The sequence below is a fragment of the Nicoliella lavandulae genome (assembly GCF_037546185.1).
In the GTDB taxonomy this organism is placed as follows: Bacteria; Bacillota; Bacilli; order Lactobacillales; family Lactobacillaceae; genus Nicoliella; species Nicoliella lavandulae.
This window is the reverse complement of the sequence record NZ_JAWMWH010000001.1, coordinates 954,889-969,421: the sequence shown is the minus strand read 5'-3', so window position 1 is coordinate 969,421 and position 14,533 is coordinate 954,889. Positions and strand designations below refer to the sequence as shown.

Below are 14,533 nucleotides of genomic sequence, written 5' to 3'. Positions count from 1 at the left end.
ATCTTTTCAAAAAGAAGCAACAAAAAACTACTTTCCAGTCATTTGGAAAGTAGTTTTTTTAAATTAGTTAACTTTTTTAGCACTAAATTGGTAAATCAAGTAAATTACGATCAACCAAACTAATGAACCGATCAAAGCAATTAAAGTATCGAACTTAAATAATAAGACTACCGCTACTAATCCCAAGAATACTAATACAAAGTAATCAGAGATTGGGAAAAATGGAGTTTTAAACTTCAATTCGGATTCACGATTTTCAGCTTTAATCTTTTGACGGTACTTAACATGCGCAACCACAATGGCACCCCAGATAAAGATGAAACAAGTCGTTGCCACACTAGAAATAAATGTGAAGACCCCTTCTGGAATAACGGCATTTAAAATTACGGCAATCGCAATAATCAACGTTGAAACCAAGATAGCATTACTTGGCACCTTATTTTTGGATAAACGATGCATTTTCTTACTGAACTGATTTGTTTCCCGACCAGTTAATGAATAAAGCATCCGACCAGTTGTAAAAACAGCACTATTACATGCAGATGCAGCAGCAGTTAAGACCACAAAGTTAATAATAGCAGCGGCAGATGTAATTCCAATGTTTTCAAACACTTGAACGAATGGACTGGAGTTTTGACTAATATCATTCCATGGATAAATTACCATCAATGCAAGTAACGAGCCAATGTAGAATAATAGGATTCTAGTTGGGACTGCATTAATACTCTTTGGAATGACCTTTTCTGGATCCTTCGTTTCTGAAGCAGTCATCCCAATCATTTCAATTCCCACGAAACTAAAGATAACCATTTGAAACGATAAGAAAAAGCCCTTAGCACCATTAGCAAAGAAACTACCATGGGTTAAATTGCTAATGCTTACGTGCCCAGCAGAAGTTTTGTAGTTCATTAATAATAACACTACTCCCACTGCAATTAATGCTAGGATTGCCACCACTTTGATAATGGCAAACCAGAATTCGGTTTCACCAAACGCAGCAACCGTAATCGAGTTTAAGAAGAATAAAATTACTAAAATAATTAACGCTGGTAACCACTGGGGCATGTCTGGAAACCAAAATTTCATATACAGCCCAGCAGCTGTGATTTCAGCCATAGCAATGGCAATCCATGAAATCCAATACGTCCATCCTGCAATAAATCCCCATTTAGGGCCTAAGTATTTAGCAATAAAATCAATGTATGATGTACTATCAGGGTTGGACATCAACAGTTCTCCTAACGCACGCATTAGGAAGAAACAGGCTACTCCAGCAATTAGATATGCTAATAAAATGGATGGTCCGGCAAAGTGAATCGATTGACCGGCCCCCAAGAATAGCCCGGTTCCAATGGTTCCACCGAGCGCAATTAGCTGCACATGGCGTTCTTTAAGTTCTTTTGACATTTGTTCGTCATTTTTTCCCATGTTCAACACTCCTTTTCAATGTTTAATAGTATACATAAAGTTAATAAAAATGCACAACTTACTGATAACCCCCATCATCATTAGAGATTCCGCTAATCCGCATTAAATCAATAATAATTCATCTTATTTATTATTAGATGAAATTATTTCATTTTTAGTTGAAATAAAAAAGAAGTTCGACTGGCGAACTTCTTTTTAAAGATTATTTATTATTTTTAAGGCGTTCAACGTCTCTTACAATCATTAATTCTTCATTAGTTGGAATCAATAATGTCTTAACCTTAGCGTCATCAGTACTGATATCGCGTTCTTCACCACGAATATCATTCTTCTTAGAATCAACGCCAATACCGAAGTAGCCTAATTCATCAGTCACTTCTTGTCTAATCATAATATCGTTTTCACCAACACCAGCAGTAAATACGATGGCATCAACACCGTTCATTTCGGCAATGTATTGACCAATGTAGCGAATGATTCTGTTCTTGTACATTTCACGTGATAGGTAAGCCCGGTGGTTCTTATCTTGAACCCCTTCAATTTCACGCATATCAGCTGAAACACCTGAAACCCCAAGTAGTCCAGACTTGTTGTTCAAGATCGTAATCATATCGCTTAATTTATCGATGCCTTCTTTTTCCATTACATATGAAAGTACGGATGGATCAACATCACCAGAACGAGTAGCCATCATAACCCCAGTTAATGGTGTAAAGCCCATTGAAGTATCGAATGACTTGCCACCCTTTACCGCACAAATTGAAGCACCGGCACCAATGTGCATAATGATCAACTTAAGGTCCTTAGCTGGTTTGCCAAGCATGTCAGCGGCACGTTGGGTAACGTAACGGTAACTAGTTCCATGAGCACCATACTTACGAGCACCATATTTTTCGTAGTATTCATAAGGAATTCCATAAACATAGTTCTTTTCAGGAATTGAAGTATGGAATGATGTATCAAATACAGCCACACTGATCACGTCAGGCAAAATCTTCTTAAATGCCTTGATTCCTAAAATATTAGCAGGTTCGTGAAGTGGTGCTAATTCAGAAAGGTTTTCTAATTTTTGTAATACATCATCATCAATTACAACGGAATCACTAAATTCTTCTCCACCAGCAACAACCCGGTGACCAACTCCAGTGATTTCGTTATAGTCTTTAATAATATCAAGACTTAATAACTTATCTAACACTAACTTAATTGCTTCTTCATGGTTCTTAACATCTAAAGTATCCTTGTACTTCTTACCATCATCATATTTGATAGTAACAGTTGAACTTGGCATTCCGATTCTGTCAATAGCCCCACTAGAAATTAAGTTTTCAGATGGCATTTCAAATAATTTGTATTTTAAAGTTGAACTACCAGCATTAATTGCAATTGATTTTCCCATAACGATTCTCCTTAAACAAACATATTATTATGACTTAGCTAATAAATCCTTTTGTTCCCATTCTACAATCTCAGCAATAAACTTTTGAAATGCTGCTTGATTCTTGAATGAAGGAAATTCACCAATCATTATTTTATTAACTTGCTTTGCACCGTTACCATGACGTTGCAAGATCATAATTGCCTTTTGAGTATTTTCATTGGTAAATAATTCCTTTGGCAAATTAAGCATTCCTTGTAAGTATGCCTTATCTTGCATCCATTTTAACAGCGACTTGGACTCTTTAGTTTGAAATAAATTACTAGGCACCAAGAATACCCCAAAGCCACCTGGTTTAACGTGGTTCATTCCCTGTTCAATTAGTAGATGATGAGCAAAAGAATGACCTTCAGTAGAATGGGTTTCATAGTTTTGCACATTGTCATCAATTGGGTAATAACCAACTGGTAAGTCAGAAACTACTAGATCCACGTTATTGACCAAAATATTATTGATAGCATCTTGATGGACTAATTCTACTGATAATTTTTGCATTTCGGCACTAATTCCAGCAATTGATAATAGTGAATCATCATTGTCAATTCCAACCCCACTCACATCTGTATGCAATTCAGATGCTAATTGATGCATAATTGACATTAATAGATTTCCACTACCCACTGCAAGGTCTAAGATTTCAATCTTAGATTGACCCTTAAAAATGCGCGTCAATAAGTATCCAATGATAAAAGCAATTGTATCAGGCGTTAATTGATGGTTCGCTTGAATTTTATCCTTTGCAACGGCTTTAATTAAAATCATTTGAATTGCTTTACGAACATTTTCGGATGCCATGTGTTGATAATCAACTTGCTGGTACAAATCCTTAAGCTTTTCTACAGTACTTGCATCAGGCTGACCATCTTCCACGTGGACATTATTATTATCTAACATGTTATTTGCATTTTCAATGAAAGCATCTAGATAAGATAAATTAAGTGCATTTTGCAATAGTTCAGTCGATTGGTCCAATACTTTAAAAAGAGTCTCCGTATCTTTTTTTGCCAGTATTCTCAACCTCCCTTAGGTAAAATGATTAGACAATAACCACTATCAATATTACCAGAAATTTATTAACAAATTCAAGATTGACCATCATTTAATTCGTTTTTGATAATCGCTAGTAATCATTTGATTAGTACTAATTTCCTTATTGATCGATAAAAGTTGTAGCGCCAGTATTACCATTAATAAGCTTAAAATCATGATTGACACCATTGTAATTGAAGCTTGTCTCATTGCCGGGACTCCTTTTTCATTAATGAACGTGCCGTGAATTGATCACCATTTTGCATAACTAGTCGCGTTGATAAAATATTTCGATCATAATGCCAATTCACTGCTGCAACATCATCAATCAATGGTACGTAGCCCCCTTTATCAGTAGTTAGTCGAATACTATTTACCGATTGACCAATTACATACCGCTTTTGATTAGCGCTTAGTATTAATTGATGGTGTTGATGGTTTAAATACTTAAATTGATACTCGGGTGATTCAATCATTCGCAAATACATATGAAATGCAGTAACGTTATTTCGATGTTCTTGATAACGTAATATTGACCGGATTACGATGCTCATCAAACCGACTACCATCGCTACGATTATAATTGAGATCACACTTTCAACAATCGTAAAACCATCCCGTCTACTCATGACTCGGCAACGTTTTTTCATATTGCAATCGACTACTTTCCATCTTTTTTTGACTTTCTAACAACCGATTGTTGGCCACGTGCATAGTTTCTAAATAAAAAGTCACGCCAACACTCATAATTACCAACGCTAATAGTGAATCAACTAACGTAAACGCGCTTCTATTGTGCTTTAATTCGATAAATTCCCCATCCTAACTGAAATGTTTGCTTAATTATTTGGCCATTATTGACCGTCCAATAAATCGTCTTTGGACTAATATAACCATTGCTTTTAATCGTAATCAGATCGCGTTCAGAACTCTTCGCCACACTCTTAGGATAATTAAATTCATAATTGCGTTCCGGCTGTTCTGGATATTGAAACTGCACCTGATGTTTTAAAAACGTAACGTTTACAGTGGTTTTATTTTCCACCGCATAGCGTTCATTGAACTGCCATTGCCGTTTTAATGATTGCCAAAAGATACGTTCTTGAACTCTAGCAACTGTAGCGCGGTTAATGGAAATCATCCCTAAGCCAATCACTAAGCTAGTTATTACCAGCACAATTAAACTTTCCAATACGGTAAAGCCGCCCTTACTTTTGTGCATTATTATTAATGATTTTAATGCCATTTTGTTGGGCCTGCTTAACTTGACGCTCATTTAAATACCCTTTACTAAGTAGTACGTCATAGCTAACATTATCCTCGTTATTTTCATTTAAATAGCTATCAATTTGCGTTTGAATCACTGATTCCATCGCATTACCATGGATTGATTTAGCGTTATTACGTTGATTATTTAAATTCGGAATAATGATTAAAATTAACAATGAAATAATAAATAGGACAATTGTCATCTCAATTAGTGTGAATGCATCACGATGGCGCTTAAAATTAATTTTCATTTTATTTATAAACCTCACTTAATGTGTCATACATTGGTAATAACATGTTCAAATAAGTTCCAACAATTACGGCTCCAATGATTAAAAATACTAACGGTTGTACGATTGCAATTAATCGCTGCGAACGTTTCCACATTCGATCGAACGACCACTTTGCGTAAACATCTAGTTTTCGAGCAATCACACTGATGGCATCACCACGGTCAAAAAAGAGGGCCGCATCATTTGGCAAAAAGCCATGCTGCTTAATAATGCTACCAATTGAATGCCCGACTTGAAGTGCTGCAGCCAATTCATCGCCCACTACTTTAAACAATGACCGTGATTCAAATTGCTGCATTAGATTAGCAATCGAACGGGCTTCTAATCCACTGGCTAATAATAACGAAACATTACTAGCAAAATAATAGGCATAGTAGTCCCGAAATAACCCACCAATTAACGGCAGTCGAGTTAATATTTCAGTGCGCGCTAGTATATCCTTTTGGCTGAACCAATAGATTCCAAAACCAATCAGTAAAATCGGCGCAATTAATAATAATCCCCACTGCCACGATAATGATTGGCTGGCAGGCCCTGAGTCCATCATCGTTAATTGGGGCGTTACAAATAAGCGAATGCCGATGATAATCATGACTAACAAACATAGTAAAAAAATTGGGTACGTTAAAATGGCCAATAACTTACCTTGTTGTTGCTGACGATGACTAATGAACCGTTTAATTTCACCAAGTGCCATTTTTAAATGACCATGGCGTTCAGCAATCTTGATTTGATTCACCATATTCACTGAAAAATACCCCTGAATTGCTTCTGCAAACGAGTCACCGGCTGCTAATCGTGATTGGGTGGTCTGAACCAAAGTATCATCTGGTCGTAATTGCACTAATAAGTCGATTGCCTCCTTAATGGAGAAACCGTTTTGCAGCAGTGAATAAATTGAATCTAAAAATGATAATTGGTGCTTAACTGATAATCGTTTACCCATGCCAAATACGCTCCCGTTCTGAATCCATAATTTGTTTTTGAGCGACTAGCTGATTTAACGATGCCTGCCAACACTCTAAGACGGCTTTAGGAGCCAATGCATCTTCAAAAATTTGTTCAGAAGTGACTGTATTCAACAACGCAGCAAAACCATTATCTGGAGTTTGCAATAGTCGTTGGTAAGCAACCATATTTAATGCCTGTTTCAAATAATCTAAGCCAACCCCCAAGTTAAGTAAGCGTTCTACTACTCCCAAGGGGTGTTTAGCATGTAGCGTTGTTAATACTAAGTGCCCACTCAAAGCTGCTTGTACGGCTGCTTGGGCCGTATTGGCATCCCTAATTTCACCAATAATAAAAATATCAGGTCGGTTTCGCAATCCCACTTTTAATAACTCTTGATAACTCATATCAGCATCACTATTGACCTGCAATTGTAAAAAGCTTGGCTCATATACTTCGACTGGGTCTTCAATACTCATGACCATTTGCGAGCTACTGTATTCACGTGCTAGTTGATAAATCGTGGTCGTTTTCCCAGATCCAGTCGGTCCCGCAAAAACCATTAGTCCCCGTTGAATCGTCCGGCGCTTCAATTGTTCATATTGATCAGGGTTTAAGAATTGATTTGATTGCACTGCCAATGGATAAATTAGGCGCACAACAATCGCTTCACGGGATTTAAAATCACCGACCGTTGAAAACCGCAGATAGCAATGTGCTGAACCCCTACGCCATTCCATGGCCCCAATTTGTGGACGACGATGTTCACTAATTAACATATTGCCGTTGTACTTAAAATAATTCACAATTTTACTACCACATTGTCTAGACACCGATTGATACGGGTTAATTTGATTATTTAAATGAAATTGAACTTGATACTTATTGGCAACTGGCACCACGTAAATATCTGCAGCCTGTTTACGATACGCATCTAAGATCATTTGATCAATTAATGTTTTAATTTCCACTTGATGCCCTCCTTTAATCATTAAATACGGATTAAAAGCTGGCATTTAGTTTTTTATGTAAAAAAAATTCCTGATCAATATAATTGATCAGGAATTTTAATTGACGTTTAATTATTCAACGTCGTCTGGTAATTTAGCTGCTTCGTAGATATCTTGAATATCATCGTTTTCAGATAATTCATCAATTAAACCAGTGTATTGAGAAATCTTATCTGAAGGAACATCAGTTGGGGTGTTAGGAATCATCTTAACTTCAGCAGTATCTAAATTGTACTTATCTTGAAGTGCATCCCGAACTGCAGTCATTGATGATGGGTCAGTAAAGATTTCAAAACGATCATCACTAGCCTTCATATCATCAGCACCTGCATCCAATGCGTCCATTAACATTGTGTCTTCATCAACGTCTAATCCATCACGAAGAATTACAATGTAACCTTTTCGGTCGAATTGGAATGCCACTGAACCAGAAGCACCCAATGAACCACCATGATGAGTAAATGCAGAACGAACTGCTGATGCAGTCCGATTCTTGTTATCAGTTAAAGCGGAAACCATTACGGCAGTTCCACCTGGTCCATAACCTTCATAAGTGATTTCTTCGAACTTAGCTCCACCAACACCGGAAGCCTTGTCTAAAGCACGTTGAACGTTAGCTTTTGGCATATTAGCAGCCTTAGCCTTGTCCATTTCTAGCCGTAGTTGGGGGTTACCGTCTGGGTCAACACCACCAGCCTTAGCAGCTTGGTATAAGTTACGTGATATCTTTTGGAAAATCTTTCCACGCTTAGCATCTTGAGCACCTTTACGTCCCTGGATGTTATGCCATTTTGAATGTCCTGACATAAATTAAGCACTCCTCTCTTTTTATCCTAAAATTACACATACATAATTATAGCAATATCCAAAAAGCTAATCAAGGTAGCAACCTTTATTCCACCACTTTTGCGCCTAAGCAATTCTTAAAATGGTTCAAGGCCCACGCTTGGGCTTCATCAGACAATGTTGCTACACAGCTTCGATGGATAATTAAATTATAGCACCGATTGTAAGCTTCGACAGCAGTATGCAATACACAAATATCGGTACAAACCCCCGTTAAGTGTAAGGTATCAACTTTACGTTCCCGTAATCGTAAATCTAAATCGGTCCCCGCAAATGAACTGTACCGCGTTTTATCAAAAAGGTGTACTTTTTCATCGAATCGATTAGCTTGATACCAATCATTTACGTGCCCATATAATTCTCGGCCCCATGAATCACGTTCATTATGGGGCGGATATAATTTACTTTCTGGATGATACGGATCATTAGGTTTATGGACATCAGTCGGTAAATAAATCCAAGCGCCTTGTGAATGTAATTCATTGGCCAAGTCTACAATTGATTGATCCAATAATTGTGCTGGTTTACCGCAAGTCAATGCGCCCTTATCTGCTACAAAGTCATTCGTGTAGTCAATAATCAATAGTGCTTCGTTTGATTTCATCAGCTAATTTCCCCCTATTTAGTTGAATCCCGGTTCACGATTCGATGTGGTAACACCACATTAATTTGAGCAACGTTATCTCGATCCATAAACTTAGTTAATAAACGCATCGAAACCGCTCCAATATCGTATAGTGGCTGCACGATCGATGATAACTGCGGGCGAACGATTTCGGTCAACTTAGTATCATTACCAGTTAAAATTTGAAAGTCATTTGGTACGCTCACACCCGCATCCGTCAAGCCATTCAAAATCCCGGCTGCTAATTCATCATCACTAACGATCACTGATTTAAGGCCCTGATCAATTAGCTTAGGTGCTAACTGATATCCGGATCGATAACTTTCGTCAGTTTGATAAACATAATTATCATCAAAAGTTAACTGGTTAGCGGCTAAGCCTGCTTTAAAGCCAGTTAGTCGATAATCAGCGTTAATTGAATAATCTAGCGAACCACACACTAATCCAATTTCATGACAGCCTGATCGCACTAAACTGGTTACTGCCTCTGCAATTGCACCATGATAGTCAATATTCACACTGGGTTCAATTTGTTGTTTACTGATGGTTCCAGCTAAAACTAACGGGACATTAGCATGTTGAAACGCCGTTCTTAGTTGGGGCGTCACATCCTTGCCCATAAAGACGATTCCATCCACTTGCTTACTCATTAAATTATTAAATACTTTTAGTTCCTTATCCTGATTACCATCAGAATTAGCTAAAATGATATTATAGCTATACATTGCTGCAATATCATCGATACCCCGGGCTAATTCTGCGAAATAGACGTTTGAAACATCTGGGATAATAACCCCCACCGTAGTGGTCTTTTTGCTGGCGAGGCCTCTAGCAACCGCATTGGGGTGATAATTTAATTTTTGAATTACACTTAATACTTTATTACGCGTTTTTTCACGAACATTATTATTGCCATTCACTACTCTGGATACAGTCGCCATTGAAACATGCGCTTCTCTAGCAACGTCGTATATGGTAACCGTCTGTTTTTCCATGAAATAGCCTTCCTTTTCTGTATAATAGCGCTTTCAATCCTATAAAATAAATATAACAAATATCACTATGGCAATCAATTTAAAAATAAAAAAGCCCTAAACAGGAATTGTTTAGGACCGATCATTGATTGAAGCTATCTTATTTGGAAGTTCCATTTGGATAGAATGTTTCCACTTTTTTATCATTCTTGAAGACATCGTCAGCATTTACGACAATATCATCTTGAGCATCTTCTGATGTATTACCTAATTCGTCACGAAGGCGGTCAGCAGCGGTATGAAATTGAGTAGAATGACTCTTGTCATTATCATCATCGCTTGCTTCTTGGAAATGATCGTTAATTTTATCAGATGCACTATTGAAAGCTTGTTTAGCATTTTCTGATACTTCGTTAGTCTTTTGACTTAACGCATCTTTAGTATCTGAAAGTGCGTCACTTGCATAAAATGCATAATCAACTGCACGGTCCTTAAGATCATGAGCAGTATCATTCACCTTATTTACAATTTCTTTTTGTTTTGATGGATCTAAGCGCTTAAATGCAACGTATGCTGCAGCTCCAGCAAGTCCAACAAATAAACCAAATCCAAATCCAGCTTTTTTACTCATAATTAACACCCCTAAAAATGATTATTTTTTACTCTTTTTCTTTTTACCAATGAATGCATTTCCAACACGACTTAAAATCGTAGTCCCTAAGCTTAACTTACCGCCATTTTTAACGCGACTAGTAAGGTTCTTAGTAGAATCATTTAATTCAGAAACACTAACACCCAAGTCAGCAGCGGCTTGGAATACAGGATCGATCGTATTAACCTTGTCATTTAAGTCTTTAAGCATTGTATTAGAACTAGCCAATACCTTTTCAGTCTGACTAGAAATTACATCAACATCATCAGTTAATGATTTTAGACTTTGATTTACTTCATTTAAAGTCGTCACTAATTTTAATAAAAAGACTCCAATAAAAATTACTAATAATAAAAATGCTAAGGCAGCAATAATACCAGCAGTCATGTAAATCCCTCCCCCAATAAATTATTAAAGCTATTATTAAGAATAGCATTTTAACTGATATTTGACAATTAAAGTTAATTACTAAGTGATATTGGATAAACTATGTTAGAATACTAGTATTCACATAAGGAGGAGTTAGTTATGTTTACACCTGATTTTTCAATTGCAGAATCGGTGATTACTAAGAATAGCTCGTTTATCCAAAAGTACTTAGCCACTTTTAAGTGGGATAAAATTTTGAATAGTTTAACGAGCACCATTTTTTCGTTAATCATTATCTCAATTTTCTTTTTAATTGTAAGTCGTGTTGGTAAATTCTTTATTAATAAGGCATTTAAACAATATAACCACAAAAACAATGCCAACAATTCACCAAAGCGAATTACAACGTTACACGTTGTTGCCAAAAATACATTTCAATATGGATTAGTATTTTTCTGGGTTTATTCCGTCCTATCTGAAGTCGGCGTTCCAATCGGAACCCTATTAGCCAGTGCTAGTATCTTCAGTGTGGCAATTGGGATTGGGGCTCAAGGCTTCGTTACTGATATCGTAACTGGTTTTCTTATTTTATTTGAAAAGCAAATTGATGTCGGCGAATACGTAACCATTACCCTTTCCAATGCATCCACGATTGAAGGGACCGTAACTGGAATTGGATTAAGAACTACTGAACTAACTAGTTTCAATGGTTACGTTAATTTCATTCCGAACCGGCAAGTAGCAGCAATCACTAACCGGAACCGGAGCGAAACTAGAGCCATTATCCAAATTAGAGTTAATGGTAATACTCCAATTGATAAGACCGTTGCAATTATTAACAAGGTTAATGACGAATACGTTAAGAAATATCCTGATATTATTGCGGCGCCAGATGTTTGGGGGGCTACGAACATGCCTGATGGTAACGTCTGCATCCAAGTTAACATCCAAACTAAGAACGGCCAACAACTATACATCCAACACCAATTCTTGGGTCTTTACTTAGACGCCATTTCAGATGCTGGAATCGAATTACCAAAGAGTCCATTAGTATTAAACTAATCAATTTCTTTAAACCAAAAAAGTCGAACCTGATTTACATCAGATTCGGCTTTTTAATTTGCTTGCCACCACTTTGGCTTTTTAATTTGCTTGCCACCACGCATCAATTTGATCAACTAATTTTTGTGTTGCACGACCACGATGACTAATTGCATTTTTCTGTGCATCTGTCATTTCACCCATGGTTTTATTAAATTGAGGTACATAGAACAGTGGATCATAGCCAAAACCACCTTGGCCCCTTAGTTCATTAATAATTTCACCATGAATATCGCCGTTTACAACTAATTTAGCTCCATTAGGCTTTAATAGTACAAGACAGCTTCTAAAGATTGCGCTGCGGTCTTTTTTGCCGGCTAAACGACTTAATAATTTTTGGTTATTAGCAGCATCATCATGATCACCAGCATATCGAGCTGAATAAACCCCAGGTTCGTTGTTAATTGCTGGAACTAATAATCCTGAGTCATCTGCTAAAGCGGGTTGCCCTGTAACATCAACTACCGTTTTTGCTTTAATAGTTGCGTTTTCTTCAAACGTAGTCCCCGTTTCTTTAATTGGTGGAATGTTAGGAAAATCAGCTAACGTTTTAATATGAAAACCGTGTGGTTCAAGCATTTCCTTAAATTCACGAGCCTTATTAGGATTATTCGTGGCAATAATTAAATCAGTCATTCAATGATTCCTCCAATTCATTCAAGTTAACATGTTGTGCTGAAATTGTAGTTTGTAACCAATCTTGTGCAATTTTAACAAAATTATCGACCGAGCCAGTCGTATAAAATTGATAGGTTGCTTGATGATCAAGTGGTGCATGTAAATCTAATTCATCTAAAATCTCAATCACTTGATCACTTACTGCTAACCCCGGATCAACTAATTTAATCTTAGGGCCAACCGCATTTTGAATCAACGACCGCATGATTGGGTAATGCGTACAACCCATAATCAACGTATCAATATCATTTTGTAAAATGGGTTTAACATCCATATCTACAATTGCTTGGTCAGCAGAAGAATGGTAATTACCATCCTCCACCATTGGAATAAAGCGCGGGCAACCTAGGCTAAAGACCGCTGCATTTTGATCAAGGTGTTTTAATTCATTTTCATAGGCATGACTATTCACCGTCCCATTTGTAGCGATTACACCAATGCGATTATTGCGAGTTGTCGTAATTGCTAATTGGCTCCCTGGGTCAATGACCCCAATTACCGGGATTGATAGGTGCTGCTTTAATAAGGGTAATGCTTGAGCAGTTGCGGTATTACAGGCAACCACTAGCAACTTAATTTGCTTTTTAACAAGAAAATCAGCAATTTGGGTTGCAAAGGTTTGAATTTCTGTTTGGCTTTTTTCACCATATGGTAATCTGGCTTCGTCACCAAAATAAATGACTGACTCATTAGGAAGTTTGGCGATAACTTCTTTTGCGACCGTTAATCCTCCCACTCCAGAATCCATGAATCCAATTGGTTGTGAATTCATTGTTGAGCCTTCTTTCGATTGTTTATGAAACTTTATTATCTAACATTTTAGCATTAGCTGCAAGATATAAGATAGTGTAAAAGTATTCCAAAAGATGTTTTATTAAGTGTATAATGAATTTTGAAAACGAATTTAAAGAATTGAGGTTGAAAACGGATATGAATAAAGAATTATACCAACAATTCATTACCAATCCGGAAATAAAAAATAGCTGGCCCGCAGCTTTCCTACGCGATGAAGTCATTACCGACCTACTAGGCGCAGATTTGCATAGTATCTTATACTGGGCTGGTAAGAGTATGGCTCGTAAGTATGCAACGACCACTAACGGTGAATTAGTCATCTTTTTCAAACAAACTGGATTAGGTGATTTAGCAATTACCAATGAAGGGGATTCATTTATTGAATACCAAATCACCGGTGCAGTTGTCGAAAACCGACTGGCAGTCAATCCAGATGCTGACTTTATGCTAGAAACCGGCCTATTGGCACAATCAATTGAGCAACAAAAACATTTAACCGCCGAAGCAGAAATTAACAAAAAGCAACTTAAAAAGGGAAATGTTTTAATTACCGTTCACATTGATCCTAAGAACCCGGTTGATGATTTTGAACCCATCCAACCATTTGAAATCATTGCCAATCAAATCCCATCACCATCTAGTTCAGACGATGATGAAGATAACGATGATTCAGATAGCAAAGATAATAAAAGTGAAGATTAATCAAAAAATCGTGGCCTAAGTAAAACTTAGGTCACGATTTTTAATTTAGATTAATTAGCCCACGTATTGGTCTAAAATCTTAGCAAGTTGTTCTTTACTGTGGTAACCCACAATACTATCAACAACCTTACCATCCTTTTTAACTAGTAAAGTTGGAATACTCATAATTCCAAACTTTTGAGGAGTTTCTTGGTTTTTATCAACATCCATCTTATTGAATGTTACCTTATCGCCCATTTCTTCGGATAGTTGATCCACAACAGGTGATTGCATCCGACAAGGACCACACCATGTAGCCCAAAAGTCAGTTAAGGTAACGCCTTTGGCAGTATCTTGTTCAAATGTTTTATCAGTAGTTTCAGTAACCATTAAATTA

19 protein-coding genes are annotated in these 14,533 nt (G+C 36.9%); 2 read left to right on the top strand and 17 right to left on the bottom strand.

Annotated features, from left to right (window positions below; translation table 11 throughout):
- Window positions 1–63: 63 nt before the first annotated feature.
- From R4146_RS04550 to R4146_RS04485, 14 genes are all read right to left on the bottom strand, one after another.
- The gene (locus R4146_RS04550; RefSeq protein ID WP_373695337.1) at window positions 64–1,434 is read right to left on the bottom strand and encodes an amino acid permease; all 1,371 of its coding nucleotides are present in this window, start codon (window positions 1,432–1,434) and stop codon (window positions 64–66) included.
- Between the two features lie 196 nt (window positions 1,435–1,630).
- Entirely contained in the window at window positions 1,631–2,827 is a 1,197-nt protein-coding gene (locus R4146_RS04545) for an acetate/propionate family kinase (protein ID WP_339960248.1), read from the bottom strand.
- Window positions 2,828–2,854: 27 nt separating this feature from the next.
- Complete coding sequence (locus tag R4146_RS04540) at window positions 2,855–3,883, bottom strand: class I SAM-dependent methyltransferase (protein WP_339960247.1); 1,029 nt, start codon at window positions 3,881–3,883, stop codon at window positions 2,855–2,857.
- Between the two features lie 78 nt (window positions 3,884–3,961).
- Window positions 3,962–4,105, bottom strand: coding sequence for a hypothetical protein (locus R4146_RS04535; RefSeq protein ID WP_339960246.1), 144 nt, complete (start codon window positions 4,103–4,105; stop codon window positions 3,962–3,964).
- A complete protein-coding gene (locus R4146_RS04530; RefSeq protein WP_339960245.1) occupies window positions 4,102–4,545 on the bottom strand; it encodes a competence type IV pilus minor pilin ComGF in 444 nt (147 codons plus the stop codon). Before R4146_RS04530 ends, R4146_RS04535 begins: the two co-directional genes overlap by 4 nt.
- 140 nt (window positions 4,546–4,685) lie before the next feature.
- The gene (gene comGD, locus R4146_RS04525; RefSeq protein WP_339960244.1) at window positions 4,686–5,117 is read right to left on the bottom strand and encodes a competence type IV pilus minor pilin ComGD; all 432 of its coding nucleotides are present in this window, start codon (window positions 5,115–5,117) and stop codon (window positions 4,686–4,688) included.
- Window positions 5,104–5,415: a competence type IV pilus major pilin ComGC gene (comGC, locus tag R4146_RS04520; protein ID WP_339960243.1), complete on the bottom strand. Its 312-nt coding sequence runs from the start codon at window positions 5,413–5,415 to the stop codon at window positions 5,104–5,106. The genes comGD and comGC overlap by 14 nt, the downstream gene beginning before the upstream one ends.
- Window position 5,416: 1 nt before the next feature.
- Window positions 5,417–6,403, bottom strand: coding sequence for a competence type IV pilus assembly protein ComGB (gene comGB / locus R4146_RS04515; protein WP_339960242.1), 987 nt, complete (start codon window positions 6,401–6,403; stop codon window positions 5,417–5,419).
- Window positions 6,396–7,376 (bottom strand): competence type IV pilus ATPase ComGA, encoded by a 981-nt coding sequence (gene comGA / locus R4146_RS04510; RefSeq protein WP_339960241.1) that lies wholly within the window; start codon window positions 7,374–7,376, stop codon window positions 6,396–6,398. The genes comGB and comGA overlap by 8 nt, the downstream gene beginning before the upstream one ends.
- Before the next feature lie 111 nt (window positions 7,377–7,487).
- Complete coding sequence (locus R4146_RS04505; protein ID WP_339960240.1) at window positions 7,488–8,222, bottom strand: YebC/PmpR family DNA-binding transcriptional regulator; 735 nt, start codon at window positions 8,220–8,222, stop codon at window positions 7,488–7,490.
- Between the two features lie 85 nt (window positions 8,223–8,307).
- Window positions 8,308–8,865, bottom strand: coding sequence for a cysteine hydrolase family protein (locus R4146_RS04500; RefSeq protein ID WP_339960239.1), 558 nt, complete (start codon window positions 8,863–8,865; stop codon window positions 8,308–8,310).
- Between the two features lie 14 nt (window positions 8,866–8,879).
- Window positions 8,880–9,881 carry a catabolite control protein A gene (gene ccpA, locus R4146_RS04495; RefSeq protein ID WP_339960238.1) on the bottom strand — a complete coding sequence of 334 codons (1,002 nt, stop codon included), beginning with the start codon at window positions 9,879–9,881 and terminating at the stop codon, window positions 8,880–8,882.
- Between the two features lie 139 nt (window positions 9,882–10,020).
- The gene (locus R4146_RS04490) at window positions 10,021–10,491 is read right to left on the bottom strand and encodes a hypothetical protein (protein WP_339960237.1); all 471 of its coding nucleotides are present in this window, start codon (window positions 10,489–10,491) and stop codon (window positions 10,021–10,023) included.
- Between the two features lie 21 nt (window positions 10,492–10,512).
- A complete protein-coding gene (locus R4146_RS04485; protein WP_339960236.1) occupies window positions 10,513–10,899 on the bottom strand; it encodes a DUF948 domain-containing protein in 387 nt (128 codons plus the stop codon).
- Between the two features lie 141 nt (window positions 10,900–11,040).
- Here R4146_RS04485 and R4146_RS04480 point away from each other — a divergent pair, with 141 nt between their 5' ends.
- Window positions 11,041–11,943, top strand: coding sequence for a mechanosensitive ion channel family protein (locus tag R4146_RS04480; RefSeq protein WP_339960235.1), 903 nt, complete (start codon window positions 11,041–11,043; stop codon window positions 11,941–11,943).
- A gap of 81 nt (window positions 11,944–12,024) precedes the next feature.
- On the opposite strand, the gene R4146_RS04475 is transcribed toward R4146_RS04480, so the two are convergent.
- Together R4146_RS04475 and murI are read right to left on the bottom strand one after the other, a co-directional pair.
- On the bottom strand, window positions 12,025–12,618 hold the full coding sequence (locus tag R4146_RS04475) for an XTP/dITP diphosphatase (RefSeq protein WP_339960234.1): 594 nt from the start codon (window positions 12,616–12,618) through the stop codon (window positions 12,025–12,027).
- A complete protein-coding gene (gene murI, locus R4146_RS04470) occupies window positions 12,611–13,432 on the bottom strand; it encodes a glutamate racemase (protein ID WP_339960233.1) in 822 nt (273 codons plus the stop codon). The genes R4146_RS04475 and murI overlap by 8 nt, the downstream gene beginning before the upstream one ends.
- Before the next feature lie 158 nt (window positions 13,433–13,590).
- On the opposite strand from murI, the gene R4146_RS04465 reads away from it, so the two are divergent.
- On the top strand, window positions 13,591–14,157 hold the full coding sequence (locus R4146_RS04465; protein WP_339960232.1) for a DUF2507 domain-containing protein: 567 nt from the start codon (window positions 13,591–13,593) through the stop codon (window positions 14,155–14,157).
- 54 nt (window positions 14,158–14,211) lie between these two features.
- Here R4146_RS04465 and trxA read toward each other — a convergent pair whose 3' ends face one another.
- The gene (gene trxA, locus R4146_RS04460; RefSeq protein WP_339960231.1) at window positions 14,212–14,526 is read right to left on the bottom strand and encodes a thioredoxin; all 315 of its coding nucleotides are present in this window, start codon (window positions 14,524–14,526) and stop codon (window positions 14,212–14,214) included.
- Window positions 14,527–14,533: the final 7 nt, after the last annotated feature.

Excerpts from the sequence above, each read along its gene's own strand:
- comGB (WP_339960242.1), bottom strand. The coding sequence starts at position 6,403 with ATGGGTAAACGATTATCAGTTAAGCACCAATTATCATTTTTAGATTCA.
- R4146_RS04535 (WP_339960246.1), bottom strand. The coding sequence starts at position 4,105 with ATGAGACAAGCTTCAATTACAATGGTGTCAATCATGATTTTAAGCTTA.
- R4146_RS04530 (WP_339960245.1), bottom strand. The coding sequence starts at position 4,545 with ATGAAAAAACGTTGCCGAGTCATGAGTAGACGGGATGGTTTTACGATT.
- comGC (WP_339960243.1), bottom strand. The coding sequence starts at position 5,415 with ATGAAAATTAATTTTAAGCGCCATCGTGATGCATTCACACTAATTGAG.
- R4146_RS04545 (WP_339960248.1), bottom strand. The coding sequence starts at position 2,827 with ATGGGAAAATCAATTGCAATTAATGCTGGTAGTTCAACTTTAAAATAC.
- comGD (WP_339960244.1), bottom strand. The coding sequence starts at position 5,117 with ATGCACAAAAGTAAGGGCGGCTTTACCGTATTGGAAAGTTTAATTGTG.
- R4146_RS04465 (WP_339960232.1), top strand. The coding sequence starts at position 13,591 with ATGAATAAAGAATTATACCAACAATTCATTACCAATCCGGAAATAAAA.
- R4146_RS04500 (WP_339960239.1), bottom strand. The coding sequence starts at position 8,865 with ATGAAATCAAACGAAGCACTATTGATTATTGACTACACGAATGACTTT.
- murI (WP_339960233.1), bottom strand. The coding sequence starts at position 13,432 with ATGAATTCACAACCAATTGGATTCATGGATTCTGGAGTGGGAGGATTA.
- R4146_RS04475 (WP_339960234.1), bottom strand. The coding sequence starts at position 12,618 with ATGACTGATTTAATTATTGCCACGAATAATCCTAATAAGGCTCGTGAA.
- trxA (WP_339960231.1), bottom strand. The coding sequence starts at position 14,526 with ATGGTTACTGAAACTACTGATAAAACATTTGAACAAGATACTGCCAAA.
- R4146_RS04505 (WP_339960240.1), bottom strand. The coding sequence starts at position 8,222 with ATGTCAGGACATTCAAAATGGCATAACATCCAGGGACGTAAAGGTGCT.
- R4146_RS04480 (WP_339960235.1), top strand. The coding sequence starts at position 11,041 with ATGTTTACACCTGATTTTTCAATTGCAGAATCGGTGATTACTAAGAAT.
- ccpA (WP_339960238.1), bottom strand. The coding sequence starts at position 9,881 with ATGGAAAAACAGACGGTTACCATATACGACGTTGCTAGAGAAGCGCAT.
- R4146_RS04485 (WP_339960236.1), bottom strand. The coding sequence starts at position 10,899 with ATGACTGCTGGTATTATTGCTGCCTTAGCATTTTTATTATTAGTAATT.
- R4146_RS04490 (WP_339960237.1), bottom strand. The coding sequence starts at position 10,491 with ATGAGTAAAAAAGCTGGATTTGGATTTGGTTTATTTGTTGGACTTGCT.